23 protein-coding genes and 1 tRNA gene are annotated in these 24,433 nt (G+C 32.8%); 9 read left to right on the top strand and 15 right to left on the bottom strand.

All coding sequences use genetic code 11. The annotated features are described in order from the left end of the window. Positions 1-53 precede the first annotated feature (53 nt). Positions 54-128 (bottom strand) — tRNA-Pro (locus ACKTST_RS09790). Between the two features lie 174 nt (positions 129-302). Here ACKTST_RS09790 and trxB point away from each other — a divergent pair. Continuing rightward, on the top strand, positions 303-1,241 hold the full coding sequence (gene trxB / locus ACKTST_RS09785; RefSeq protein WP_408047569.1) for a thioredoxin-disulfide reductase: 939 nt from the start codon (positions 303-305) through the stop codon (positions 1,239-1,241). 88 nt (positions 1,242-1,329) lie between these two features. Here the strand turns inward: trxB and ACKTST_RS09780 are convergent, their stop codons facing one another. The 7 genes from ACKTST_RS09780 to ACKTST_RS09750 form a co-directional block, all read right to left on the bottom strand. After that, a complete protein-coding gene (locus ACKTST_RS09780) occupies positions 1,330-1,830 on the bottom strand; it encodes a hypothetical protein (protein ID WP_408047568.1) in 501 nt (166 codons plus the stop codon). 388 nt (positions 1,831-2,218) lie between these two features. Next, positions 2,219-2,743 (bottom strand): hypothetical protein, encoded by a 525-nt coding sequence (locus tag ACKTST_RS09775; RefSeq protein ID WP_408047567.1) that lies wholly within the window; start codon positions 2,741-2,743, stop codon positions 2,219-2,221. A gap of 544 nt (positions 2,744-3,287) precedes the next feature. After that, positions 3,288-5,096: an acyl-CoA dehydrogenase family protein gene (locus tag ACKTST_RS09770; protein ID WP_408047566.1), complete on the bottom strand. Its 1,809-nt coding sequence runs from the start codon at positions 5,094-5,096 to the stop codon at positions 3,288-3,290. 45 nt (positions 5,097-5,141) lie between these two features. Next, complete coding sequence (locus ACKTST_RS09765; RefSeq protein WP_408047565.1) at positions 5,142-5,504, bottom strand: four helix bundle protein; 363 nt, start codon at positions 5,502-5,504, stop codon at positions 5,142-5,144. Between the two features lie 40 nt (positions 5,505-5,544). Next, positions 5,545-6,735 carry an acetyl-CoA C-acyltransferase gene (locus ACKTST_RS09760; RefSeq protein WP_408047564.1) on the bottom strand — a complete coding sequence of 397 codons (1,191 nt, stop codon included), beginning with the start codon at positions 6,733-6,735 and terminating at the stop codon, positions 5,545-5,547. 3 nt (positions 6,736-6,738) lie between these two features. Beyond that, positions 6,739-9,144, bottom strand: a complete 2,406-nt coding sequence (locus ACKTST_RS09755; protein ID WP_408047563.1) for a 3-hydroxyacyl-CoA dehydrogenase/enoyl-CoA hydratase family protein — start codon at positions 9,142-9,144, stop codon at positions 6,739-6,741. A 17-nt stretch (positions 9,145-9,161) separates the two neighbouring features. Then, entirely contained in the window at positions 9,162-9,629 is a 468-nt protein-coding gene (locus tag ACKTST_RS09750) for a MarR family winged helix-turn-helix transcriptional regulator (protein ID WP_408047562.1), read from the bottom strand. A 190-nt stretch (positions 9,630-9,819) separates the two neighbouring features. Here ACKTST_RS09750 and ACKTST_RS09745 point away from each other — a divergent pair, with 190 nt between their 5' ends. Genes ACKTST_RS09745 through ACKTST_RS09730 form a run of 4 tightly spaced genes read left to right on the top strand, consistent with a single transcriptional unit; the run spans position 9,820 to position 14,196 of the window. Continuing rightward, complete coding sequence (locus ACKTST_RS09745; protein ID WP_408047561.1) at positions 9,820-10,749, top strand: ABC transporter ATP-binding protein; 930 nt, start codon at positions 9,820-9,822, stop codon at positions 10,747-10,749. A 3-nt stretch (positions 10,750-10,752) separates the two neighbouring features. Then, positions 10,753-12,075, top strand: coding sequence for an ABC transporter permease (locus ACKTST_RS09740; RefSeq protein WP_408047560.1), 1,323 nt, complete (start codon positions 10,753-10,755; stop codon positions 12,073-12,075). 60 nt (positions 12,076-12,135) lie between these two features. After that, positions 12,136-12,981, top strand: a complete 846-nt coding sequence (locus ACKTST_RS09735; RefSeq protein ID WP_408047559.1) for a mechanosensitive ion channel family protein — start codon at positions 12,136-12,138, stop codon at positions 12,979-12,981. 51 nt (positions 12,982-13,032) lie between these two features. Then, entirely contained in the window at positions 13,033-14,196 is a 1,164-nt protein-coding gene (locus ACKTST_RS09730) for a sigma-54-dependent transcriptional regulator (protein ID WP_408047558.1), read from the top strand. A 66-nt stretch (positions 14,197-14,262) separates the two neighbouring features. Here ACKTST_RS09730 and katG read toward each other — a convergent pair whose 3' ends face one another. After that, a complete protein-coding gene (gene katG / locus ACKTST_RS09725; protein ID WP_408047557.1) occupies positions 14,263-16,455 on the bottom strand; it encodes a catalase/peroxidase HPI in 2,193 nt (730 codons plus the stop codon). Between the two features lie 284 nt (positions 16,456-16,739). Here katG and ACKTST_RS09720 point away from each other — a divergent pair, with 284 nt between their 5' ends. The 3 genes from ACKTST_RS09720 (at position 16,740) to ACKTST_RS09710 (ending at position 18,136) form a co-directional block, all read left to right on the top strand. After that, positions 16,740-17,381 carry a peroxiredoxin gene (locus tag ACKTST_RS09720; RefSeq protein ID WP_408047556.1) on the top strand — a complete coding sequence of 214 codons (642 nt, stop codon included), beginning with the start codon at positions 16,740-16,742 and terminating at the stop codon, positions 17,379-17,381. A gap of 80 nt (positions 17,382-17,461) precedes the next feature. Beyond that, positions 17,462-17,770, top strand: coding sequence for a thioredoxin family protein (locus ACKTST_RS09715; protein WP_408047555.1), 309 nt, complete (start codon positions 17,462-17,464; stop codon positions 17,768-17,770). Positions 17,771-17,878: 108 nt separating this feature from the next. Then, positions 17,879-18,136 carry a DUF6952 family protein gene (locus tag ACKTST_RS09710; RefSeq protein WP_408047554.1) on the top strand — a complete coding sequence of 86 codons (258 nt, stop codon included), beginning with the start codon at positions 17,879-17,881 and terminating at the stop codon, positions 18,134-18,136. A 187-nt stretch (positions 18,137-18,323) separates the two neighbouring features. Here the strand turns inward: ACKTST_RS09710 and ACKTST_RS09705 are convergent, their stop codons facing one another. The 5 genes from ACKTST_RS09705 to ACKTST_RS09685 all read right to left on the bottom strand — a co-directional run bounded on the left by ACKTST_RS09705 (position 18,324) and on the right by ACKTST_RS09685 (position 22,542). Further along, positions 18,324-19,208: a hypothetical protein gene (locus ACKTST_RS09705; RefSeq protein WP_408047553.1), complete on the bottom strand. Its 885-nt coding sequence runs from the start codon at positions 19,206-19,208 to the stop codon at positions 18,324-18,326. 128 nt (positions 19,209-19,336) lie between these two features. After that, the gene (locus ACKTST_RS09700; RefSeq protein ID WP_408047552.1) at positions 19,337-19,501 is read right to left on the bottom strand and encodes a hypothetical protein; all 165 of its coding nucleotides are present in this window, start codon (positions 19,499-19,501) and stop codon (positions 19,337-19,339) included. Continuing rightward, positions 19,494-20,936: a sodium:solute symporter gene (locus ACKTST_RS09695; protein ID WP_408047551.1), complete on the bottom strand. Its 1,443-nt coding sequence runs from the start codon at positions 20,934-20,936 to the stop codon at positions 19,494-19,496. Before ACKTST_RS09695 ends, ACKTST_RS09700 begins: the two co-directional genes overlap by 8 nt. A gap of 63 nt (positions 20,937-20,999) precedes the next feature. Continuing rightward, a complete protein-coding gene (locus ACKTST_RS09690; protein WP_408047550.1) occupies positions 21,000-21,632 on the bottom strand; it encodes an NAD(P)H-dependent oxidoreductase in 633 nt (210 codons plus the stop codon). An 82-nt stretch (positions 21,633-21,714) separates the two neighbouring features. Further along, entirely contained in the window at positions 21,715-22,542 is an 828-nt protein-coding gene (locus tag ACKTST_RS09685) for a peroxiredoxin family protein (protein ID WP_408047549.1), read from the bottom strand. 141 nt (positions 22,543-22,683) lie between these two features. Here ACKTST_RS09685 and ACKTST_RS09680 point away from each other — a divergent pair, with 141 nt between their 5' ends. Beyond that, entirely contained in the window at positions 22,684-23,955 is a 1,272-nt protein-coding gene (locus tag ACKTST_RS09680) for a DUF2851 family protein (RefSeq protein WP_408047548.1), read from the top strand. An 11-nt stretch (positions 23,956-23,966) separates the two neighbouring features. On the opposite strand, the gene ACKTST_RS09675 is transcribed toward ACKTST_RS09680, so the two are convergent. Further along, complete coding sequence (locus ACKTST_RS09675; RefSeq protein WP_408047547.1) at positions 23,967-24,371, bottom strand: Ig-like domain-containing protein; 405 nt, start codon at positions 24,369-24,371, stop codon at positions 23,967-23,969. Between the last annotated feature and the right edge of the window lie 62 nt (positions 24,372-24,433).

Below are 24,433 nucleotides of genomic sequence, written 5' to 3'. Positions count from 1 at the left end.
TATAAAAATCAAAAAACCTTGTAAATATATTTACAAGGTTTTTGTTGTTTTAGTCGGGGTGGCAGGATTCGAACCTGCGACCTCCTGCTCCCAAAGCAGGCGCGATGACCGGGCTACGCTACACCCCGAATAATTGGGATTGCAAATGTAGAAAAAAAATAGAAATACAAAAGAAAATAATTAAAAAAATAAACCATCAGTAAGATAATTTCTGTTTATCGTCTAATAATCAAATTATATTTCAAAATAAGGAGATAGAAATAAAAAAAAATTACATTTGTAACTTCAAAAATTTTAAAACGATGGCAGAAAAAATTAAATGTTTGATTATTGGGTCTGGTCCTGCAGGTTATACAGCAGCTATTTATGCAGCGAGAGCAGATATGAAACCAGTTATGTACACAGGAATGCAAATGGGAGGGCAGTTAACAACAACTACCGAAGTTGATAACTTTCCAGGATATCCAAACGGAACCGATGGTACAGCAATGATGGAAGATTTAAAAAATCAAGCAGAGCGTTTTGGAACCGATGTTCGTTTTGGAATGGTTACTAAAGTTGAATTCTCAAAAGAAGAAGGAGGGGTTCATAAAGTAGTTGTAGATGAGTCTACTGAAATTGAAGCACAAACTGTTATTATATCTACTGGTGCTACAGCGAAGTATTTAGGTATTGAAAGCGAGCAACGTTTAATTGGTGGTGGAGTTTCAGCGTGTGCTACTTGTGACGGTTTCTTTTACAAAGGACAAGACGTAGTGGTTGTTGGGGCAGGAGATACTGCTGCAGAAGAAGCAACCTATTTAGCTAATATTTGTAATAAAGTTACCATGTTAGTTCGTAAAGATTTTATGCGTGCTTCTAAAGCAATGCAACACCGTGTAAATAAAACTGAAAATATTACTGTTTTATACAATACTGAAATTGATGAGGTATTAGGTGATAATGTTGTTGAAGGTGTACGTGCTGTAAATAACCAAACGGGAGATAAAACTGAAATCCCTGTTACAGGAGTGTTTATTGCTATCGGACACAAACCAAATACGGAGTTATTTAAAGGTGTGTTAGATATGGATGAAGTTGGATATTTAATTACCAAAGGAAAATCTACCAAAACAAATTTACCAGGTGTTTTTGCAGCGGGTGATGTACAAGATAAAGAATACCGTCAAGCAGTTACTGCAGCAGGTACAGGATGTATGGCAGCTTTAGATGCAGAACGTTATTTAGGCGCGTTAGAATAGGCAGTAATACAACAAATTATAATAAAAAAGCTCCTAATTTGGGAGCTTTTTTATTATAATTTGTTAAATAGTTTTCTCAAGAAAATAGTTAATTCATTAAAGTAAATTTTTTATTAACAGTTTTTACTTCGTTACCATAAAAAGTAACATTTATTTTTATGTCCCAATATTTGTCGGAAATTTTGGTGCCACTTATAGTTCCCGTAGGGGCTACATCTTTATCGGTTTGTTCGTTTGAAAAAACACAAAAACAGTATTTAGTAAAAACACTTTTTATATCGAGTAATTGACTATCAGAGTATGTAAAAGAGCTTATGTTAGGATCAATTTCAAACATGATTACTTCAGAGTTAAATTCGTCATCTGCTACTTCTTTGTTATCGTAAGCACTAAATAGATATTTAAAGACTAACTTATCGCCGCTGTCTATTTTTCCTTCTTTCATATACGAGTCTTCAACTTCATTAATAGTTAGTTTACTATTTTTATAAAAAGAATAAGTATAAGTATCTTTCTCTATATTATCTTCATTAGAAGAACAAGCATTTATAATGATTGATAAGACGAAAAGGATGATGATTTTTTTCATAGTTTATTTTTTTTGGTGAATTTACTAGTTAAAAAAATATAAGACAAGAAAAACATTACTAAATTAATTTTGATCCATGTTGTTTTTTGATTTTATATTAGATAAACCAGTTTGGGTTATAGCTTTTTTTTAAGTAAGATTACAAATTAATTTTATTTAGTATAATGTTTTATTGAGTTTCCTGTGGGGCGAGAGTTTAAGCGGAGCGCAAAACATAGCAACATAGGTCAGCTTTAGCTGAATTCAATACAACGGTCTCGTATAACCGTCAGTTACGGGATTAAAGTTAATGTTTTTCGGTTAAGCACAAACGTTAGCAATTCCGAGTGGATTCGGACGTAGTCGAATCCGCCGTAATTGCAGTTATACAATGTTGTAAGTAGTTTATTTATTCTTCTCCAGTAAGTATCATTTTTAAATATTCTTTATAAAGGTCTTGATTAGAATTAAAATTCTTCAAATTTTTCATTTTATTAGAAAAATAGCTAATTAAAGAATCTTTTACAATCGAATTATTCGATAAACAATCCTTTTTATCTGAATCAAGAATTATAATAGATGAATACATAATCTTTTTATTTTCAACTCCATATGCTAATATGGTATATAATTCATCTTGGTAATCAAAAAGTTTTCGTCTCTCCCAAATTAAAATTGGATGATTTTCTTCAATAGGCTTGATTACTTTATCCCATTTTCCAAAATTATTCCACATTATCTCTTTTGTGTAAAATGATGATCTGACTTCAATAAATCTCAGTTCATTAATATACGTTGAGTTTAGATTTTCAACAGCTAAAAAAGGTGTTATTTCATAATTTTCAAACCATTTTATATTTTTATTCGAAGTGTTCAGTGTTGAACAACTTAATAATAAAAACAAAGAAAATATTGTTAAAGATATTCTTTTCATAATTACTTACAACGACCTGCTAAACGCAGTTACGTTCTGGGTTTAATTTTTTTTGGTGAATTTATTCATAAAAAAGATTAAAGACAAGTAGAACGTTGCCAAATTGATTTTAGCTTATGTTGTTTTGAGTTTTCCCACGATGGGCAGCTAAAGTTGTGGGGAGTATTTAAAAAGTAAGTTTAAAAAGCAATTTGGTTTAGCAGGTCGTTGTATTGAATTTCCTGTGGGGCGGGAGTTGAAGCGCAGCGCACAACGTAGCAACATAGGTCAGCTTTAGCTGAATTCAATACAACTTGTTTACATATGCATGTTTTACGTCTTTATACTCCTAGAAAAGAGGGTGTAAAGAAGTAAGATAGTGTTATTTTTTTAAAATTCTATCATAGCAATAATGTAAGAATCTGTTTTAAAGGTATTTATTTTTTTATAATAAACAAAAAAAAAGACCGCCAAAACTTAATTTGACGATCTTTTAAACAAACAACTAAATTCTAAAACCTATAAAAGTTGAAGAAGTTTTTATGCTCTTACGAGCAAATTTTATCTAAAAACAGTACTTGTTTTCTGCTTTTAATTTTTCTGCAATAGTATTACGTAACTCAACTACGTTAGGGTAGTTTGCGTATTTAGTAAAACGCTTTAATCCCATTAACATCATACGTTGCTCATCACCTTCAGCAAAAGAGATAATTCCTTCTCTTGCGCTTTTAGTAATTGTTTCTACAGCATTGTATAAGTATAATTTAGCCATAGCAATCTGTTCTTTTTGAGAATCTTCACCAAAACGTTTAACGTTCTTTTCAGTTCTTAAAATTCCAGATTCTGCCATGTATATTTCAATCAGAATATTAGAGGCAGCAGTTAGTAATTGTTGGTGTTGTTCTAAATCTGGTCCGAACTTTTGTAAAGCAGCACCAGCAACCATTAAGAATACTTTCTTTAATTTACCGATAATCTCTTTTTCTTCTGAGAATAATTCAGAATAATCAGGAGTATCGAAAGAAGGAATTCCCATTAATTCATTTTGAACAGCCATTGCAGGATTTAATAAATCTACATGACCTTTCATGGCTTTCTTAACTAACATTCCTACCGATAATAAACGGTTAATTTCGTTAGTTCCTTCGTAAATACGAGCAATACGAGCATCTCTCCAAGCAGATTCCATAGGAGTTTCTTCAGAGAATCCCATACCTCCAAAAATTTGGATTCCTTCGTCAGCACAGTTTTGTACGTCTTCTGAAACCGCAACTTTTAAGATAGAACATTCAATAGCATATTCTTCTACACCTTTTAATTCTGCTTCTTGATGAGAGTTTCCTTCTTCTTCACGAATAGCGATTCTATCTTCAATGTTTTTAGCAGCTCTGTATGAAGCAGACTCACCAACATATGCATTGGTAGCCATTTCAGCTAATTTCATTTTAATAGCTCCAAATTCTGAAATTGAAGTTTTAAATTGCTTACGCTCGTTAGCGTAGTTTACAGCTTCGTTAATAATTCTTCTTTGAGAATCTAAACAAGCAGCAGCTAATTTAATACGACCAACGTTTAAAGCGTTCATAGCGATTTTAAATCCACCACCACGAACAGATAACATATTTTCAACTGGTACTAATGTATCGTTAAAGAATACCTGACGTGTAGAAGATGCACGAATACCTAATTTGTGCTCTTCTTCTCCTAAAGTTACTCCGTTAGGATTGTTTTTATCGTATTCTAAAATGAAACCTGTAATGTTTTTATCGTCTTCGATACGAGCAAATACGATGAAGATTTCAGCAAAACCTGCATTCGAAATCCACATTTTTTGTCCGTTGATTTTATAGTGCTTACCATCTGCAGTTAACTCAGCAGTAGTTTTACCAGAGTTAGCATCCGATCCTGCTCCTGGTTCTGTTAAACAGTAAGCTCCAAAACGCTCTCCCATTGCTAAAGCAGGAACGTATTTTTGCTTTTGTTCTTCTGTACCGTATAAAGTAATTGGCATCGTACCAATACCTGTGTGTGCACCAAAAGCAGTACTAAAAGAGCCTGTTCCACTTGAAATGTAATCACAAGTTAGCATGGTAGAAACGAATCCCATTCCTAATCCACCATACGCTTCAGGAACAGCAACTCCTAAAAATCCTAATTCACCAGCTTTACGCATAGTTTCTTCGGTTAACGCATAATCTTTAGCCTCGAAACGAGTTTTATGAGGGATGATTTCACGATCGTTAAATTCTTTAACAGCATCACGCATCATTGTTTGCTCTTCTGAAAAATCTTCAGGAGTAAATACATCTTCACATTTTGTTTCTTTTACTAGGAACTGCCCTCCACGTAAAATATCTTTATTTAATTCTGACATCTTTATTAGTTTTAAGAAAAGAGAAAATAGAGAATAGAAAAAAGACTAGGTAAGAGTATTTTGAAAACTCATAGTCATTCTTTGAAATTCTTCTATTTTTTCTTCAAGTATTGTTAATGTTTCTTGGTTAATATATTTTCTGTGAAAAGCAACTAATAACTGTGTGCCTAGTTCAAAAGAAGAACCTAAAGCAATGTTTAAATAGTTGCTAAACGACTTATTAGTATTTGCCGAACCTTCCGCAATATTACTAGGCATAGAAACAGAGCATCTGCTCATTTGAGAAGACAAATCATAACGCTCATGCTTTGGAAACTCAACTAGTATATCAGAAATGTCATTTGCAATTTCTAATCCTAGCTGCCAAATTTTTAGATTTTTATAATTATGTCTTTTACTAGTACTCACTAAAAGTCTATTCTCTTTTCTCTATGCTCTTTACTCTTAACTAGTTAAGGAACTCGAAAATACCAGCAGCACCTTGTCCAGTACCTACACACATGGTTACCATACCGTATTTTCCTTTCATTTCACGCTTACGCATTTCATCGAATAATTGAACCGATAATTTACCTCCGGTACATCCTAATGGGTGACCTAAAGCAATTGCTCCACCATTCACGTTAATGATATCCGGATTTAAATCTAACTCACGAATAACCGCTAACGATTGTGAAGCAAATGCTTCGTTTAATTCAATTAATTCAATATCACTCTGTTGTAAACCAGCTTGTTTTAAAGCTTTTGGAATGGCAGCTACAGGACCAATACCCATAATACGAGGAGGTACACCTGCCGCAGCATAGCTCACTAAGCGAGCTTCTGGCTCGATACCTAACTCTTTTACCATATCTTCACTCATTACCATTACGAAAGCAGCACCATCACTTGTTTGTGATGAGTTACCTGCAGTAACCGAACCATTAGCGGCAAATACTGGACGTAATTTAGCTAAGGCTTCTACGGTTGTTCCACGACGTGGGCCTTCGTCTTTAGTAACTGTATAATTTCTTGTTGCACGTTTTCCGTTTTCTCCAATAAAAGTTTCTTCAACATTAATTGGAGCTATTTGATCTTGAAAACGATCAGCATCTAAAGCTTTTAAAGCTTTCATGTGCGATTCAAACGCAAATTTATCTTGGTCTTCACGAGATATATTGTATTGTTGCGCAACTGCTTCTGCAGTATTACCCATTCCCCAATAGTAATCTTCATGACCCGCATTTACGATATCATAGTTTAATTCTGGTTTAAAACCAGTCATTGGTACAGAACTCATACTTTCTGCTCCACCTGCAATGATACATTCTGCCATTCCAGATTGAATTTTAGCTACTGCCATAGCAATAGTTTCTACTCCTGATGAACAAAAACGGTTAACAGTAACTCCAGGAACATCTACAGAATCTAATCCGATTAACGAAATAATTCTCGCCATGTTTAATCCTTGAGAACCTTCAGGCATTGCGTTACCAACAATAACATCGTCGATACGCTTTACATCGAACTCAGGTAACTGTTTCATCATGTACTGAATGGTTTCAGCAGCTAATTCGTCAGCTCTTTTAAATCTGAACACACCTTTTTTAGATTTCCCTACGGCGGTTCTATATCCTTTTACTATATATGCTGTTTTCATTGTTTAGTTTCTTAATGGTTTACCAGTTTTTAACATGTGCTGAATACGCTCTAAGGTTTTTCTTTCTGTAGTTAAACTTAAGAAAGCTTCACGTTCAAGGTCTAATAAATACTGTTCAGTAACTTTTGTTGGTTCTGATAAATCTCCACCAGCCATTACATAAGCTAGTTTGTTTGCAATTTTCTGATCGTGCTCAGAAATATATTTAGAAGCATTCATAGAATCTGTTCCTACTAAGAACATACCTAATGCTTGCTTACCTAACACTAAAACATCTTTACGTTTAACAGGTTGTGTATAACCAGCTTCAGCTAGTAATAATGCATGTTTCTTAGCTTCAGCGATTTGACGGTCTTTGTTTACAACTACTACGTCTTTTCCTTTTTGAAGTAAGTTTAAGTCGAATGCTTCATGTGCTGAAGTAGCTACTTTAGCCATACCAATAGTTAAGAAGTGTTCTTGTAATACGTTTAATTGTACATCACCTGAGTGGAATAAATCTTGGGCACGAACTGCCATTTCTTTAGATCCACCACCACCAGGAATTACTCCAACTCCAAATTCTACTAAACCAATATAAGTTTCAGCAGCTGCAACCACTTTGTCGGCGTGTAATGATAACTCACATCCACCTCCTAAAGTCATTCCGTGAGGAGCTGCAACTGTTGGAATTGCTGAGTAACGCATACGCATCATTGTATCTTGGAAATACTTGATAGCCATGTTTAATTCGTCATACTCTTGCTCAACCGCCATCATAAAAATCATTCCGATATTAGCACCTACCGAGAAGTTTGCTCCTTGGTTACCGATAACTAAACCTTGGAAATCTTTTTCGGCTAAATCAACTGCTTTGTTTAATCCCGCTAAAACATCACCACCAATCGTGTTCATTTTAGATTGGAATTCACAGTTTAAGATTCCGTCTCCTAAATCTTCAATAACAACTCCAGAGTTTTTGAATACCTCAGTAGTTTTACGAATATTATCTAAGATGATAAATGAATCTTGACCTGGTTTTTTAACTTGTGCTTTTGCAGGTACATCGTAGTAGTAAGTTGCACCGTCTTTAACTGTGTAGAAATATTTTTCTCCTTTTGCTACCATTTCAGTAACCCAAGCAGCTGGCTCTTTCCCTTCAGCTTTCATTAATTCGATACCTTTTTCAACACCTACAGCATCCCAAATTTCGAAAGGTCCATTTTCCCATCCGAAACCAGCTTTCATGGCATCGTCTATTCTGTATAATTCGTCAGAAATTTCTGGAATTCTATTTTGAACATACGCAAACATAGCTGCAAAGTTCTTACGGTAGAATTCACCCGCTTTATCTTTTCCGCCAACTAATACTTTAAATCTGTCAATTGGCTTATCAATTGTTTTTGTTAATTCAAGGGTAGCGAATTTTGCTTTTTTAGAAGGACGGTATTCCATCGTATCTAAATCTAAAGCTAAAATTTCTTTTTTACCTTCTGCGTTAACAGTTTTTTTGTAAAAACCTTGTTTAGTTTTGTTACCTAACCATTTGTTTTCCATCATAGTTGTGATGAAATCTGGTAACTTAAATAAGTCGTGAGCTTCATCGTTAGGACAGTTTTCATAAATACCGTTAGCAACGTGTACTAACGTATCTAATCCAACTACATCAACTGTACGGAAAGTTGCCGATTTAGGACGCCCAATAACTGGACCTGTTAATTTATCAACTTCTTCAATAGTTAATCCTAATTCTTTTACTTGGTGGAATAACGATTGAATTCCGAAGATACCAATTCTGTTACCAATAAACGCTGGAGTATCTTTTGCTAAAACTGAAGTTTTCCCTAAGAATTTAGAACCGTAATCCATTAAGAAGTCAGTAACTTCTTGTTTACAATCTGGACCTGGAACAACTTCAAATAATTTTAAGTAACGAGGAGGATTAAAGAAGTGAGTTACCGCAAAGTGCTTACGGAAATCTTCACTACGCCCTTCGTTCATAAATTTAATTGGAATACCAGAAGTATTAGTAGAAACGATAGTACCTGGAGTACGGTATTTTTCAACCTTTTCAAAAACGCTTTGTTTAATGTCTAAGCGTTCAACAACTACTTCCATAACCCAATCTACATCTTTAATTTTGTGTAAATCATCATCTAGGTTACCTGTAGTAATTCTATCTGCAAATTTTTGATTGTAGATAGGTGACGGTTTCGATTTTAAAGAAGCTGCTAAGGCATCGTTTACGATACGATTTCTTACAGCTTTATTCTCTAAAGTTAATCCTTTTGCTTTCTCTTTGTCGTTAAGTTCTCTTGGAACAATGTCCAATAACAAAACTTCAACGCCAATGTTTGCAAAATGACATGCTATACCCGATCCCATAATTCCAGAACCGATAATCGCTACTTTTTTAATTCTTCTTGTCATTTGTTTATTGGTTTGTTTTATACAGCTTGTTTGTTGATGTCTTCATTTTCTTCATAAATCAATTTATCATTGATTAATTGATTGATGGTTTGTGTTACTTTAAAGAAAGTGTCTAACTCTCCTTCAGTAAGAAATTCTCTTATCTTATTATTAAATTGATATACGTGCCCTTTAGATACTTCACGCATTTCTTTACCGTAATCGGTAAGTTTAATAATAACACTTCTTCCGTCATTAGGATTTTTCTCTCTACAGATAGCACCTTTATCTTCCATAGTTTTTAACAAACGAGAAAGGCTAGTTGGCTCCATTCCCATTAAAGGCCCTAAAGCGGTTGAAGGGGTGCCATTCTCGTAATCTATATTTAACAAGGCAAACGCTGTAGCCATAGTGCTATCATGCTTTGCAGCTTGCTCATTATACATTTTTGCAACTGCTTGCCAAGTGGCTCTTAATTGGTGATCTATCGATTTATTCTTATCCATTGATGCCAAAGATATAAAAATTTATTATGCATGCATAGTATTTTATAAAAAAATTATGCATGCATAGTAAAATTAACATAAAATTAAACTTGTAACGTTTGTGTAGAAGTGCTTACTAATGAATATAAAATATGTAAGTTTGTCATTGCTGTTTTTTCATAAATAGCACAATTAATCAACTATTGAGTCTATGAATAATTTATTAGAAATTAATAATGTAGTTAAGAGCTACGGCGATTATACTGCATTAAACAATGTGTCGATGCATATTCCAAAAGGAAGTGTATTTGGGCTTTTAGGACCTAACGGAGCTGGAAAAACATCGCTAATTAGAATCATCAATCAAATTACAATGCCAGATAGTGGTGAGGTAATTTTAGACGGAGAAAAGTTAGCACCACATCATATTGAACATATAGGATATTTACCTGAAGAACGCGGTTTGTATAAAAGTATGAAGGTAGGTGAGCAAGCATTGTACTTAGCGCAACTAAAAGGGTTGAGTAAAGCTGAAGCTAAAAAGCGTTTAAAATATTGGTTTGATAAATTTGATATTGGCGCATGGTGGGGTAAGAAAATAGAAGAGCTTTCTAAAGGAATGGCGCAAAAAGTACAGTTTATTGTAACGGTATTGCATCAACCTAAATTATTAATTTTTGATGAGCCTTTTTCTGGGTTCGATCCTATCAACGCACAATTAATTGCTAAAGAAATATTGCAGTTACGTGATGAAGGGGCAACCATTATATTTTCAACACACAGAATGGAGTCTGTTGAAGAAATGTGCGATTATATTGCTTTGATAAACAAATCAAACAAGATTTTAGATGGTAAATTAGAGGATATTAAAAAAGAGTTTAGAAGCAATACTTTTCAAGTTGGTTTAACTACATCAAATTCTTTAGAAGTAGAAGAAAAGCTAAAACAAAATTTTGAAGTATTACCAGCAGATTTTAAATTGTTAAACGACGGATTAAAATTAAACGTTAAGCTTTCCAACGGAAGTTCTCCAAACGATTTATTATCGTATTTAACTACTCAAGGAGAAGTACAACATTTTGTAGAATTAGTACCAAGTGCCAACGATATTTTTATTCAGGCAGTAAATAAAAACAGTTAAGCTATGAAAAGATTACGATTAATTATAGAACGTGAGTTCATTGCAAAGGTTAGAAACAAGTCGTTTATCGTGATGACTTTTTTAAGTCCTGTATTAATGATTGGTATGGGAGCATTGGTTTTTTTCTTGATGAAAAAGAACGATGAAAAAGTTAAAAACATCGTTTTTGTGGATGAATCAGGAATGTTTTCAAAAGATGTTTTTGTCGATTCAAAAACGGTTAAATATGAAGATTTTACTGCTTTAGGAATTGAAGATTCTAAAAAGAAAGTAGAAGAAGGTAATTATTACGGAGCGCTATACATACCAAAGCAAGATAGTTTAGAGGTGTTGGCAAAGTCTATTGAGTTTTTCTCAAAAGATTCCCCGAGTTTATCAATCATGGAAAGCTTGGAAGATAAAGTTGATAAAGTGTTGCGTCATGAAAAATTAACTAGTTTCGGAATTGATATAGCTCATATAGAACAGTCGAAAATAACCTCAGATATTAAAATGTTGAACTTCTCTGGCGAGAAATCTTCAAAACTAATCAACGGATTAAAAATAGGAGTTGGAGCTATTGCAGGTTATTTATTAATGATGTTTGTGATGATTTACGGTACTTCGGTTATGAGAAGTGTTATTGAAGAAAAAACAAGTAGAATTATTGAGGTAATTGTATCGTCGGTAAAACCTTTCCAACTAATGTTAGGAAAAATTATTGGTAATGCTTCCGCAGGTTTATTACAATTCTTTATTTGGGGGATTTTATTCTTTGTATTCAGTTTTATTGCATCTTCTTTCTTTGGAGTAGATATGATGGAAATGCAATCAGCTAAAGTGTCTCCAGAGCAAATGGAAGCTATTCAGCAAACTGCAAGCAGTAAAGGAAAAATGATTGTACAAGAAATTTTTAAATTACCGTTAGTAAAAATGTTCTTCTTGTTTATTTTCTATTTCTTAGGAGGTTATATGTTATACAGCTCTTTATTTGCTGCAGTTGGTGCAGCGGTTGATAACGAAACCGACACACAGCAGTTTATGATGCCAATTATGCTACCATTAATCTTAGCTGTATATGTTGGTTTTGCTACGGTAATTAACGATCCTCACGGACCAGTATCAGTAATTTTCTCATACATACCTTTTACATCACCTATCGTTATGTTAATGCGAATTCCATTTGGAGTAGCTTGGTGGGAAATAGCAATTTCTATGTTGTTATTAATTCTTACTTTTATAGTAATTGTATGGGTAGCTGCAAAAATTTATCGCGTGGGTATTTTAATGTATGGTAAAAAACCTTCGTACAAAGATTTATGGAAGTGGATTCGTTACAACGGGTAATCATTTTTTTTAAATTAACAGTAAATTACATCTGACCAACAAAAGACTGATAACTAGCAGATGAAAGAAATTATTAAAGAAGTAATTGATTTTTTAAACTATAAAATCCCAATAGGAGGGAAAGGAATAGACATAACTATCAAAACAATATTATTTCTATTGATAGGAATAATATTGGTGAATCTTGTATTAAAATACTTAAAGGTTCTTGCAAAAAGAAAGTTAGAACAAGAAGATAAAAATAAGTTTGATACTATCTTTTCTTTTAGTAGTTGGTTGGCTTATATCATTGTCTTTTCAATTGTTTTAAGCTCAGCAGGAGTTGATTTAAGCGCAATTTTAGTAGCATCTTCGGCTTTATTAATAGGTGTAGGTTTAGCACTTCAAACGTTTTTTCAAGATATTATTTCTGGTGTTTTTATCATTTTAGATAAAAGTGTACATGTAGGTGATATTATTGAAATTGATGATAAAGTTGGTAGAGTAGAAGAAATTAAACTCAGAACAACAAGAGCGGTAACTATCAACAATAAAGTATTAGTTATTCCGAACCATAAATATTTAACAAACAGTTTATATAATTGGACTCAAAACGGAACCACAACTCGTGAAAGCGTTAAAGTGGGAGTAGCTTATGGTAGTGATGTTGCTTTAGTTAAAAAGCTATTGTTACAAGCGGCAAAAGAGCACCCAAAAGTGTATAGTCATCCGGCACCAACGGTAGTTTTTGAAAATTTTGGAGACAGTGCGCTAGAGTTCAAACTTATTTTTACTTTAGGAGACAGCTTTCAAGCATTGATACCTCAAAGTGATATTAGGTTTAGAATTAATGAGCTTTTTAAAGAGCATAACATTAGTATTCCATTTCCGCAAAGAGATGTGCATATTATTCAAAAAAGTGAATAATGGCTTAATTGTTGCTTTTTGATAGACAATCAAACAGAATAAAAGAAAAATATGGCGAAAATATTAATAATTGAAGACGAAGCTGCGATACGCAGAGTACTAAAAAAAATAATTTCTGAAGAAAATGATTCGTATGAAGTTGAAGAAGCTGAAGATGGATTAGCAGGAATTGAAATGATTAAAAATGCTGATTACGATTTAGTGCTTTGTGATATTAAAATGCCAAAAATGGACGGTGTTGAAGTGTTAGAAAAAGCTAAAAAACTAAAACCAGAAGTGCCAATGGTAATGATTTCTGGTCACGGTGATTTAGATACAGCAGTAAACACAATGCGTTTAGGAGCCTTCGATTATATTTCAAAACCGCCAGATTTAAACCGTTTGTTAAACACTGTTCGCAACGCTTTAGATAGAAAAGAGTTGGTTGTAGAAAACAAGCGACTTAAAAAGAAAGTGAGTAAAAATTATGAAATGATTGGTGAAAGTGATGCCATTACTCACATTAAAGATATTATTGAAAAAGTGGCGGCTACCGATGCTCGTGTGCTAATTACTGGGCCTAACGGAACGGGTAAAGAATTAGTTGCTCACTGGTTACACGAAAAGTCAGAAAGAGTTAAAGCTCCGATGATTGAAGTAAACTGTGCTGCGATTCCTTCTGAATTGATAGAGAGCGAATTATTTGGGCATGTAAAAGGAAGTTTTACAGGAGCAAATAAAGATAGAGCAGGTAAGTTTGAAGCTGCTAATGGTGGAACTATTTTCTTAGATGAAATAGGAGATATGAGTTTGTCGGCTCAAGCAAAAGTATTACGAGCTTTGCAAGAAAACCGTATCCAACGTGTTGGTTCAGATAAAGATATTAAGGTAAATGTCCGTGTAGTTGCTGCAACCAATAAAGATTTAAAAACCGAAATTGAAGAAGGTCGTTTTCGTGAAGATTTATACCATCGTTTAGCAGTAATTTTAATTAAAGTTCCAGCGTTGAATGATCGAAGAGATGATATTCCTTTGTTGGTTGATTTCTTTGCTAACAAAATAGCAGAAGAACAAGGTATGCCAGCTAAAAGCTTTTCTTCTGAAGCGATTAAATTATTACAAGAATATGATTGGACTGGTAATATCCGTGAGTTGCGTAATGTTGTAGAAAGATTAATTATTCTTGGAGAAAAAGAAGTATCGGGTAACGATGTACAATTATTTGCAAGTAAATAGTTGTTACTTATACTTATAAAAAAGAAGGGTGAACTTATAAATTCACTCTTCTTTTTTGTTTTAATGTTAATTTAAGTCGTACCTGTCGGCATTCATTACTTTTACCCATGCAGCTACAAAATCGTTAACAAATTTTTCTTTATTATCGTCTTGTGCATATACTTCAGCATACGAACGAAGTATAGAGTTTGATCCGAAAATTAAATCAACACGAGTAGCTGTATATTTTTTAGCTCCCGTTTTACGATCTAAAATATTATATAAGTTTTCACCTGCAGGTATCCAAGAGTATTTCATATCTGTAAGATTTACAAAGAAATCGTTACTTAATACACCTTCATTTTCTGTAAATACTCCATGTTTTGAGTTACCATAATTGGTATCTAAAACTCGCATTCCTCCAATTAAAACAGTCATTTCTGGTGCTGTTAATCCCATAAGCTGTGTTCTGTCTAACAATAATTCTTCAGGTTTAACAACATAATTCTTTTTTTGCCAGTTTCTATAACCATCGTGAATAGGTTCTAAAACATCAAAAGATTCAGCGTCTGTCATTTCATCGGTTGCGTCACCTCTTCCAGGTGTAAAAGGAACTGTGATATCAAAACCACCTTCTTTAGCAGCTTTTTCAATAGCAGCACTTCCTCCTAAAATAATTAAATCGGCAATACTTACTTTTTTACTCAATTCGGATTGAATTTCAGTTAGCTTATCCAATACTTTTTTGAGTCTTTCAGGTTCGTTTCCTTCCCAGTTTTTTTGCGGAGCTAAACGAATGCGTGCACCATTAGCACCTCCTCTAAAATCTGAACCTCTGAATGTTCTAGCGCTATCCCAGGCAGTAATGATTAATTCGGTACGAGTTAGTCCACTATTTAATAGTTTGTTTTTTAACTCGTTAATTTCAGTGTTGCTTAAAGTATAATCTACTGATGGAACGGGGTCTTGCCAAATTAATGTTTCCGATGGAGCATCAGTACCTAAGTAACGAGTATTTGGACCTAAATCACGGTGTGTAAGCTTAAACCAAGCACGTGCAAAAGTATCAGCGAAATATTCAGGGTTTTTATAGAATTTTTCTGAAATTTTTCTGTATTCAGGATCCATTTTCATTGCCATATCGGCATCAGTCATAATAGGATTTCTCTTGATGTTTTGGTTGTGTGCATCTGTTGGTTTATCAGTATCATCCATATTAATTGGTTCCCATTGCCACGCACCTGCAGGACTTTTCTTTAATTCCCATTCATGATTTAATAATAAGTGAAAATAAGTATGATTCCATCTGTCAGGAGTAGTTGTCCACGCACCTTCTAAACCACTGGTTACGGTATCAGCAGCGTTACCATTTCCTTTAGGATTCGTCCACCCAAAACCTTGTTCGTGAATTTCTGCACCTTCAGGACTTTGACCTAAAGCTCCCGCATCTCCATTACCGTGAGCTTTACCAACGGTGTGTCCACCAGCAGTAAGTGCAACGGTTTCTTCATCGTTCATCGCCATTCGCTTAAAGGTCTCGCGAACATCATGAGCAGTTTGTAGCGGATCAGGTTTTCCATCAACTCCCTCAGGATTTACATATATCAATCCCATTTGAACAGCTGCCAACGGGTTTTCTAACGATTCACGATTATCATCACTACCATACCTATTACTTGTTGGGGCTAACCATTCTTTTTCTGCGCCCCAATAAATATCTTTTTCTGGATGCCAAATATCTTCGCGTCCACCGGCAAAACCAAAAGTTTTGAATCCCATTGATTCATAAGCCATGTTACCAGCTAAAATCATAAGGTCTGCCCAAGAAATTTTATTACCATATTTCTTTTTTATTGGCCATAACAATCTTCTTGCTTTGTCAAGATTACCGTTATCGGGCCAACTGTTTAAAGGAGCAAAACGCTGGTTGCCTGTGTTACTTCCACCTCTTCCGTCTGAAAGTCTGTAAGTACCTGCTGCATGCCACGCCATACGAATCATTAATCCACCATAATGTCCCCAATCTGCAGGCCACCAGTCTTGACTATCGGTCATTAACGATTTTAAATCATCCTTTAAAGCTTCAAGATCAAGCTTTTTAAACTCTTCGGCATAATTAAAATCATCTCCTAACGGATTTGTTTTTGTGTCGTGTTGATGGAGTATGTCTAGGTTTAACGATTTAGGCCACCACTCCATAACATTGTCGTGTATTTCGGTATTAGCTCCTTGTGAAAAAGGACATTTTCCACTTTTATTTGATGAATGTGCATCTTTCATGTTATCAATTTTATAGGTTAGAATACGATCAAATTTACGACAAAACACTGAATAATTTTTATCTATATTTTTTATTTTGATATAATATTTATTTATTTTTATGTTTTTTATGTTTTTAATCTGTTGATTGTTAGTGTTGTATTTGTAAAATTAATTCTTAGGTGTTTGAAGTATTGATAATATTTATAGTAGAATAGGAAAATATTTTTAGAATAATTACTTTAATGCTGAGAAACAAAATACCTTTGCAGCCGTTAAAAATTATTAATCTTAAAAAATATAAAATGGCTACAGCAGTAGGAAAAAAATTCCCAAATTTAAGCGTAGATGCAATGAACGAAATGGGTGACACGTTTAAATTAAATGTATTAGAAGAAGCAGCAAAAAACAACAAAAAAGTATTGTTATTCTGGTATCCAAAAGATTTTACTTTTGTTTGTCCTACAGAATTACACGCTTTTCAAGATGCTTTAAATGAATTTGAAAAGAGAAATACAATGGTAATTGGAGCTTCATGTGATACTCCTGAGGTACACTTTGCTTGGTTAAACCAATCAAAAGATAACGGAGGAATTGAAGGTGTTACCTATCCTTTATTAGCTGATAGTAACCGTAACTTATCATCTATCTTAGGAATTTTAGATATTACTAATGAAACTTACGATGAAGCTACAGGTACTGTGCAAGTAGAAGGAGATAACGTAACTTACAGAGCTACGTATTTAATTGATGAAGAAGGAACTGTTTTTCATGAAGGAATTAATCATATGCCAGTAGGACGTAATGTAAACGAATATTTACGTTTAATCGATGCTTATGCTCACGTACAAACTCACGGAGAAGTTTGTCCTGCAAACTGGGAAGAAGGTAAACAAGCAATGCAAGCTAACGCTAAAGCTACTGCAGAGTACTTAGCAGCACTTTAATATAATTAAGAAGGGATCAAAGTTCGTGTGAGATAAGTGAAGGGGTCGAGCACGAGCTCCTTTCGAAATAAAGTAAAACTATGGTACAAGAATTAAGTCAAGATAATTTATCAGAAATAGTTGCAGAAAATAAAAAAGTAGTTGTACAATATTCGGCTACTTGGTGTGGTAACTGTCGTATTATGAAACCTAAGTTTAAGAAGTTAGCTTCTGAAAATGAAGATACGGTTTTCATAATTGCTGATGCTGAAAAGTTTCCAGAAAGCCGTCAGTTAGCAACCGTAGATAACTTACCAACATTTTCAACGTTTGTAGACGGAAAGTTTGTAAACCAAACGCAAACCAACAAGTTTGAAGTGTTAAAAGAGTTAGTTGCTGAGGTAATATAACTATAACCGTCATTACGAGGAGTTTTAACGACGAAGTAATCTGTTTATTTAAAGAATAGATTGCCGCAACAAAATACATTCTGCTTCGCAATGACTAAACAAAAAATTATGAAACTACCAGTAATTAAACATTTAACTACTTTTATTGAAGAGAACGATCAAGATTATGTGTTAGAAACCATTGAAACGTTGGAAGCTTTAACCGAAGTTCCGTCATTAAAAGATGAGGAATTGGATGTTATAGGTGAGTTGATTTCTAATATGTATGGAGCTATTGAAGTTTCTAAAATGATGAAAGAAGGTACGCCTAAAAAAGAAGCGTTGAACAACTTTATGCAACGCGTTTTAGGATCGATAGATAATTAGTTTTATTAACTATACAGTTGTAAAAAAATCCCGAACAAATTTGTTCGGGATTTTTTATGTATCGCTATCGGTTTGTGTATGGTTAGTTGTGTGGTTTTATGCCCTAACTTTTCGGTTTAGCATCGACCTATGCTTTATGTTTATGCTTTGGTTTTATCACTTTCACCCCAATTGTTTATAGCCATTGTTAGGCTTTCGTTATTTTACACATTACGTTCTTCATCTCCTTACCCAATTTACTTTTGGTAACGAAAATTTTAAAACCTTTTTTGATTTTTATCTTGCCTTTATATAATTCAGTTATAGTCCTAATTTTATCTTCTTCTGTTTTCTGATAATCGTGTCCGAACGAATTTAAAAATTGAATACATATTAAATGACAACATCTTAAAATATTCAGATTTTTATCATCGTCGGCGTGTTGAATTTTAGTAAAATATTCAATAGTTTCTCGCATTCCATCATAATTCATTTCGATTATCGTCTCGAATTCGTCAAAATCAATTACTCTTTCTCCTTCTAAAATCCATTTTGTCATTCCTATTAAGTCATTTTTAAAGAAATGATTTGTGTTATGTCTTTTGTCATAGTTAAGTTCTTCTAACAAATCTGCATCAGTAAAAATGTCTTTGAAAGTTTTAATATACTTTAAAAAGAGTATTTCATTTTTATCAGCAATCGTAGTGTCAATAGAAATTGTATCGTTTTCGGTTTTTAATGTCCAATGTAAAAATTTCAAAAACCTATAAACAAAACTCTTGATATAGTATTGTTGTGTTTTACCCCAATTCTCTTCTGTAATTTGATGCCAATTTTCATTGTGCTGACTAAAATTCCAAAGACGATGATTAAATTCTTCGACAGTATTTAATAGATGAGTTTTGTTTTTAGCTATCTCCTCTTTAAGTTTTTTCTTTTGCTCAAATTGGTATTCCTTTCTCAATTTATAATTTAGAGACGTCCTTTCGTAAATAGCTCTAATAATCCATCCCAATCCAAAAATCAACAGAGATGTAACACTCGATATAATTACAGCTTGTATCTTAAAATCTAATTCAGTAAACCATTTCATAATTTAAGTCACAATGTTTGTTTAAAATGAAGCCTAACGGTTAAGATATCTGTCGTTTTAATGAATTGATATCGTCCGATAGCGAAGTTAGTTGTTTCAAAAGAAAGAATCAAGATACTTTTTCTTGTTTATTTGTTTTCTTCTTGGTTTTGTTCGTTGGCTTTTTTAATAATTGCTTTCAATCGTTCTTTGGTACGTTGTTTTTCTTCGCGGAGCTTGTTTTCTTTTTGCTTCATTAATCGTTTATGCTTCGCTTTGTTAACTGTATTTTTTGCTTTTCCTTTTTTAGGCATTTTTGTTTGTTTTAATAGTTAATAGCCCCAAAAAGGTAATTGCTCCATTTAAAATAAGTACAAAGAATTCAAAATCGAAACTCCAAAGCGTGTTGGTTACGTAGTTTATACCAAATGCTAAAAAAGGAGAAATAATACAGATAATAGGAACCAGCTTATCTTTTACATTCAGTTTGGTAAACAATCCGAAAGCGTATAAACCAAGTAAAGGTCCGTAAGTGTATCCAGCGGCTTTAAAGATATTGGATATCACACTGTCGTCTGCAATTACATATTTAAAAAATAAAATGGTAGCAATTAAAATGAAGGAAAACAGCACGTGAATTTTTTTACGAATCGCTATTTTTTCTTGTTCGTCTTCTTTTTTATCAATTTCTAAAATATCAATACTAAACGAAGTGGTTAACGAAGTTAAAGCACTATCTGCACTTGAATAAGCTGCAGCGATTAATCCTAATAAAAAGAAGAGAGAAGTAGCAATGCCTAATTCACCGCTCATAGCAATCGTTGGGAATAAACTGTCTTTGTGAGCGTCAATTCCGTTTGCAGTTGCATAATCGGTAAGCAATACTCCTAAAGCTAAAAAGAAAAAGTTTACGATTACTAATACAATAGTAAACCAAAACATGTTTTTTTGCGCATCTTTTAAGTTACGACACGTCAAGTTTTTTTGCATCATGTCTTGGTCTAAACCCGTCATAACAATAGCAATAAAAGCCCCAGCAAAAAAGCGTTTCCAAAAGTAGCTACCTGCTTTTACATCGTCAAAAAAGAAGGTTTTTGATAATTTGTTATCGGCTATATAAGAGAATAAATTATCTATTTGCATAGCATCTTTAATCATCATAATACAAACACCTACAGCTATTAGCATGAATAAGGTTTGCAAAGTATCGGTCCAAACAATGGTTTTTATTCCGCCTTTAAAAGTATATAACCAGATTAATAAAATAGTGATGGTTACAGTTACCCAAAACGGAATTCCGTAAGCATCAAACAAAATTAATTGTAATACATTGGCAACTAAAAACAATCGGAAAGCTGCTCCGATAGTTCTTGATAATAAGAAGAACGAAGCCCCAGTTTTATAGGAGTTTCTGCCAAAACGATCTTCTAAATAGGCGTAAATAGAAGTTAGATTAAGTTTGTAATATAGAGGTAATAAAACTAACCCGATTACTGCATACCCTAAAACATATCCAAACACCATTTGCATATACCCCATTTGTTGACTTTCAACCCAACCAGGTACTGAGATAAAAGTAACTCCAGAAAGTGATGCGCCTATCATTCCAAAGGCAACTAAATACCAAGGAGAGGAGTTGTCTGCTTTAAAAAATGTGTTGTTATTTGCTGATTTTCCTGTGATGTAAGAGATAAGAATTAGTACACCAAAATAAGCGAGGATAAGTAGTATTATATCTTGAGGTTGCATACAATTAAATTATGAATTACGAATGTACTAAATTTCTCATTCGTAATTCATAATATAGCAATACTAAGAAATTTCTATAATAACTTCTTCAGTGTTTTTACGAACCTTTTTTAGGTCTTTCATATAATCGTCTTCGGCTCTAAAACCAACAGGTAATACTAAAACAGCGTTTAAACCTTGTTTATTCAACTCTAAAATTTCATTGTACTTAACAGGATTAAAACCTTCCATAGGGCAACTGTCTATTTTCTCATTTGCACAAACAGTTAGCAAGTTTCCTAAAGCGATATATGCTTGGTTTTTCATCCAAGAGTTTAAAACTTCTTTCGGTTTATTAGCAATGTCGTTTACTAGAAACTCTTTAAACGGATTTAAAATCTTGTCAGGAGTGTTTCTGATGTCTTTTACAAGTTTAAAATAACTTTCTACATCTTTTGAAGTTATTTCGTTAGGAATACACAAAACTAATACATGCGAAGCTTGCACTATTTGCTGCTGATTCCAAGAATGAGCTACCAATTGTTGTTGCAGCTCTTTGTTTTTAAGTACCACCATTTTTACAGGTTGTAATCCGTAAGAAGTAGCGGTTAAATTAAAGGCTTCTTTTAAAGTAGTAACTTGTTCTTCTGAAAGAAATTTATGTTCATCAAATTTTTTAACAGCGTAACGCCATTGTAAATTTTCTATACTATTCATGTGTTATAATTTTAGGCAAAAATACTACGGATAGCTAGAAAGTAAATGTTAATGTGATTGTAAAAATTGATACAACTATTGATTACTCTTTATAGTTGTCAATTATTTTTAAAAACGTTTCAGGTTCTGGTCGTACACGGTAATTATCGGTTAAGTCGGCAAAGATAATGTTGTTGTTTTTATCGGTAATAATTACGGTGGGTAACACTACGTCTGATTCGTATCCCAATGCTTGAAATCCTGCAGGTAACCCGTTTTCGTGAGCAATTTTTAGTTGTTTAGCAACCTTGTTGTTTGTGTCTCTTAAAAAGTGAAAAGGTACTTGATATTTTTCTGCTAAACTTTTAGTGAATTTATGGGGTTGCGGACTTATCAGTAACATATCAATATTTCTTTTTTCCAATTCTTTATATTGATTCACTACTTCTTTAATTTGTGCCATACATAACGGACACCAATTACCTCGATAAAACAATAAAATTTTAAAATCTCCATTATAAGAAGTGATGTTTACTATTTCTTGCTGAGGATTTTCAAAAGAAAAATCTGGAAGTTTTTTTCCGACAGTTAAAACAGAGGTGTCTCTTTTTAAAAACGTTGAATACCAAGTTAAATAGGCAAGCCATCCTAAAGCGATTGAAAGTGAAATTAATAATGAATTCCTATTAAAATCTATCAAGTTTACAACCAAACCAATAACAATTAAAGTAGAATAAAATATAAGTGTTTTAGAAGTTCTCGCTACTGGTTTTATAAATAGCATTAAAAAGAAAATTACTACAGAAATAGAAGAAATTAAAAGACCTATTTTATGTAAAGTGAATTGTTTTTCAGTTAAGGTTATTATAAAAACAAGCAAAGAAATTACGGGGAATGCACTAATGAATAGTGACTTGCTAATATTTTTCATCTATTTAAAAGTTTTGTAAGTGGCTAATAATCAAATTTATTATATTGTTGAGGATTGTTTTTATGTCAAATACCAATTATGGGTTTTAATAAATTGAAAGTCGGTAAAAACAGGGTGAATTTACAATAAAAAAGAATTGTTATGAAAGAAGATTTTTTACACTACCTATGGCAACACAAACTTTTTGATTTTGGTAAATTAACTACAGTTAATAAAGAAAAAATTGAAGTTATTAAAACAGGATTGAAAAACACCAATTCAGGTCCTGATTTTTTTAATGCCCAATTAAAAGTTGACGAGCAATTATGGATAGGGAACATTGAGATTCATGTAAAATCTTCTGATTGGTATCTGCATCATCATGAAAAAGATGAGAATTATGATGCGGTAATTTTACATGTAGTTTGGGAATACGATGCTGAGGTTTTTATGAAAAATAATAAACCTTTACCAACATTAGAACTCAGTAAGTTTGTTAATAAAGAAGTGTTTGTAAATTACCAAAAACTATTTTCAAAAGAACAACGATGGATTCCTTGTGAACAACAAATAGCTGAGGTAGATTCATTTTTGTTGCACAATTGGTTAGAGCGATTGTATTTTGAACGTTTAGGGCAAAAATCTATCCTAATTAATGAGCTGTTAGAACAATCAAACAATGATTACGAAGCGGTTTTGTTTCAGTTACTCGCTAAGAATTTTGGGTTGAAAGTAAACGGAGACGCTTTTTTACGTTTAGCCCAATCCTTAGATTTTTCTGTTGTACGAAAAGTTAGGTTTGATAAGCAACAACTAGCAGCTTTACTATTTGGACAAGCAGGTTTTTTTGAAGAAACAATTGAAGATGTTTACTTTTTAAGTTTAAAAAAAGAGTATGAATATTTAAAATACAAGTTTCAATTAAAACCAATTTCTAAAAGTACATTTCAGTTTTTTAGAATGCGACCAAATAATTTTCCAACAATACGATTAGCTCAGTTAATTGCTTTGTATTATCATCATCAAAATTTATTTTCACAAGTACTTGAAGTTTCAAGTTTGAAAGATTTTTACATGTTGTTTTCGGTAGAAGTAAACGGTTTTTGGAAATCACATTATACATTTGAAACTGCCTCCAAAAAATCACCGAAAAGACTTACTCAATCATTTATTGATTTGCTAGTTATCAATACTATTATTCCATTGAAATTTGCTTATGAAAAGAGTAGAGGAGGTGTTGATGAAGAAAAACTATTGCATTTAATAAAGCAAGTAAAACCAGAGAAAAACACTATGATTTCAAAATTTTCTGATATAAATATCAAATCAAAAAACGCTTTTGAAACTCAGGCATTGTTAGAGCTTAAAAATAACTATTGCGCAAAGAAACGTTGTTTACAATGCGCAATAGGAAATAGTTTAATCAAATCTTAAATTGCTGTATTTTATATCGGATCTAGGGTGATTCCTTCTCCTTTAATTATAACTTGTTGTTCTCCAATGTTTGTTTCAAAAACAAGGGTATTTTCAAACTGCCCATGTTCTGAAGGTTCAAACCCTAGAGAAATAATGTATTCTTCATTAGGTTTTATAATAATATCATTTCTCATAATAGAATTAGAATAAAAGTAACTTTTTTCTTTAAAGTCAAAACTAGAAATAATAAGGTCGCTATTTCCGGTATTTTTAATAGTAAGTTCTTTATTAGAAGAAGTGTTAATATGTGTACTTCCAAAATCTAATGGGTTTTCACTTGCTTCAAAAATTGGTTTTTCAATAATTTCATTGTTGTCTTTGCTACACGAAATTGTTAACAATGAAACTAATACTAAGAATATTATTTTTTTCATTTTTAAAATTATTTTCTGGCAAAAATAAAATGACATTCTCATTATAAACTCACCCTTTTTGG

The organism is Tenacibaculum crassostreae, assembly GCF_964512405.1.
GTDB lineage: Bacteria > Bacteroidota > Bacteroidia > Flavobacteriales > Flavobacteriaceae > Polaribacter > Polaribacter crassostreae.
This window is presented reverse-complemented; position numbering and strand designations above follow the sequence as displayed.

Bases quoted from the DNA above. Each gene is read 5' to 3' on its own strand.
- ACKTST_RS09685 (WP_408047549.1), bottom strand. From the start codon at position 22,542: ATGAAAAATATTAGCAAGTCACTATTCATTAGTGCATTCCCCGTAATT.
- ACKTST_RS09715 (WP_408047555.1), top strand. From the start codon at position 17,462: ATGGTACAAGAATTAAGTCAAGATAATTTATCAGAAATAGTTGCAGAA.
- ACKTST_RS09720 (WP_408047556.1), top strand. From the start codon at position 16,740: ATGGCTACAGCAGTAGGAAAAAAATTCCCAAATTTAAGCGTAGATGCA.
- ACKTST_RS09740 (WP_408047560.1), top strand. From the start codon at position 10,753: ATGAAAAGATTACGATTAATTATAGAACGTGAGTTCATTGCAAAGGTT.
- ACKTST_RS09730 (WP_408047558.1), top strand. From the start codon at position 13,033: ATGGCGAAAATATTAATAATTGAAGACGAAGCTGCGATACGCAGAGTA.
- katG (WP_408047557.1), bottom strand. From the start codon at position 16,455: ATGAAAGATGCACATTCATCAAATAAAAGTGGAAAATGTCCTTTTTCA.
- ACKTST_RS09745 (WP_408047561.1), top strand. From the start codon at position 9,820: ATGAATAATTTATTAGAAATTAATAATGTAGTTAAGAGCTACGGCGAT.
- ACKTST_RS09775 (WP_408047567.1), bottom strand. From the start codon at position 2,743: ATGAAAAGAATATCTTTAACAATATTTTCTTTGTTTTTATTATTAAGT.
- ACKTST_RS09780 (WP_408047568.1), bottom strand. From the start codon at position 1,830: ATGAAAAAAATCATCATCCTTTTCGTCTTATCAATCATTATAAATGCT.
- ACKTST_RS09695 (WP_408047551.1), bottom strand. From the start codon at position 20,936: ATGCAACCTCAAGATATAATACTACTTATCCTCGCTTATTTTGGTGTA.
- ACKTST_RS09755 (WP_408047563.1), bottom strand. From the start codon at position 9,144: ATGACAAGAAGAATTAAAAAAGTAGCGATTATCGGTTCTGGAATTATG.
- ACKTST_RS09750 (WP_408047562.1), bottom strand. From the start codon at position 9,629: ATGGATAAGAATAAATCGATAGATCACCAATTAAGAGCCACTTGGCAA.
- ACKTST_RS09680 (WP_408047548.1), top strand. From the start codon at position 22,684: ATGAAAGAAGATTTTTTACACTACCTATGGCAACACAAACTTTTTGAT.
- ACKTST_RS09675 (WP_408047547.1), bottom strand. From the start codon at position 24,371: ATGAAAAAAATAATATTCTTAGTATTAGTTTCATTGTTAACAATTTCG.
- ACKTST_RS09710 (WP_408047554.1), top strand. From the start codon at position 17,879: ATGAAACTACCAGTAATTAAACATTTAACTACTTTTATTGAAGAGAAC.
- ACKTST_RS09690 (WP_408047550.1), bottom strand. From the start codon at position 21,632: ATGAATAGTATAGAAAATTTACAATGGCGTTACGCTGTTAAAAAATTT.
- ACKTST_RS09760 (WP_408047564.1), bottom strand. From the start codon at position 6,735: ATGAAAACAGCATATATAGTAAAAGGATATAGAACCGCCGTAGGGAAA.
- ACKTST_RS09770 (WP_408047566.1), bottom strand. From the start codon at position 5,096: ATGTCAGAATTAAATAAAGATATTTTACGTGGAGGGCAGTTCCTAGTA.
- trxB (WP_408047569.1), top strand. From the start codon at position 303: ATGGCAGAAAAAATTAAATGTTTGATTATTGGGTCTGGTCCTGCAGGT.
- ACKTST_RS09735 (WP_408047559.1), top strand. From the start codon at position 12,136: ATGAAAGAAATTATTAAAGAAGTAATTGATTTTTTAAACTATAAAATC.
- ACKTST_RS09705 (WP_408047553.1), bottom strand. From the start codon at position 19,208: ATGAAATGGTTTACTGAATTAGATTTTAAGATACAAGCTGTAATTATA.
- ACKTST_RS09700 (WP_408047552.1), bottom strand. From the start codon at position 19,501: ATGCCTAAAAAAGGAAAAGCAAAAAATACAGTTAACAAAGCGAAGCAT.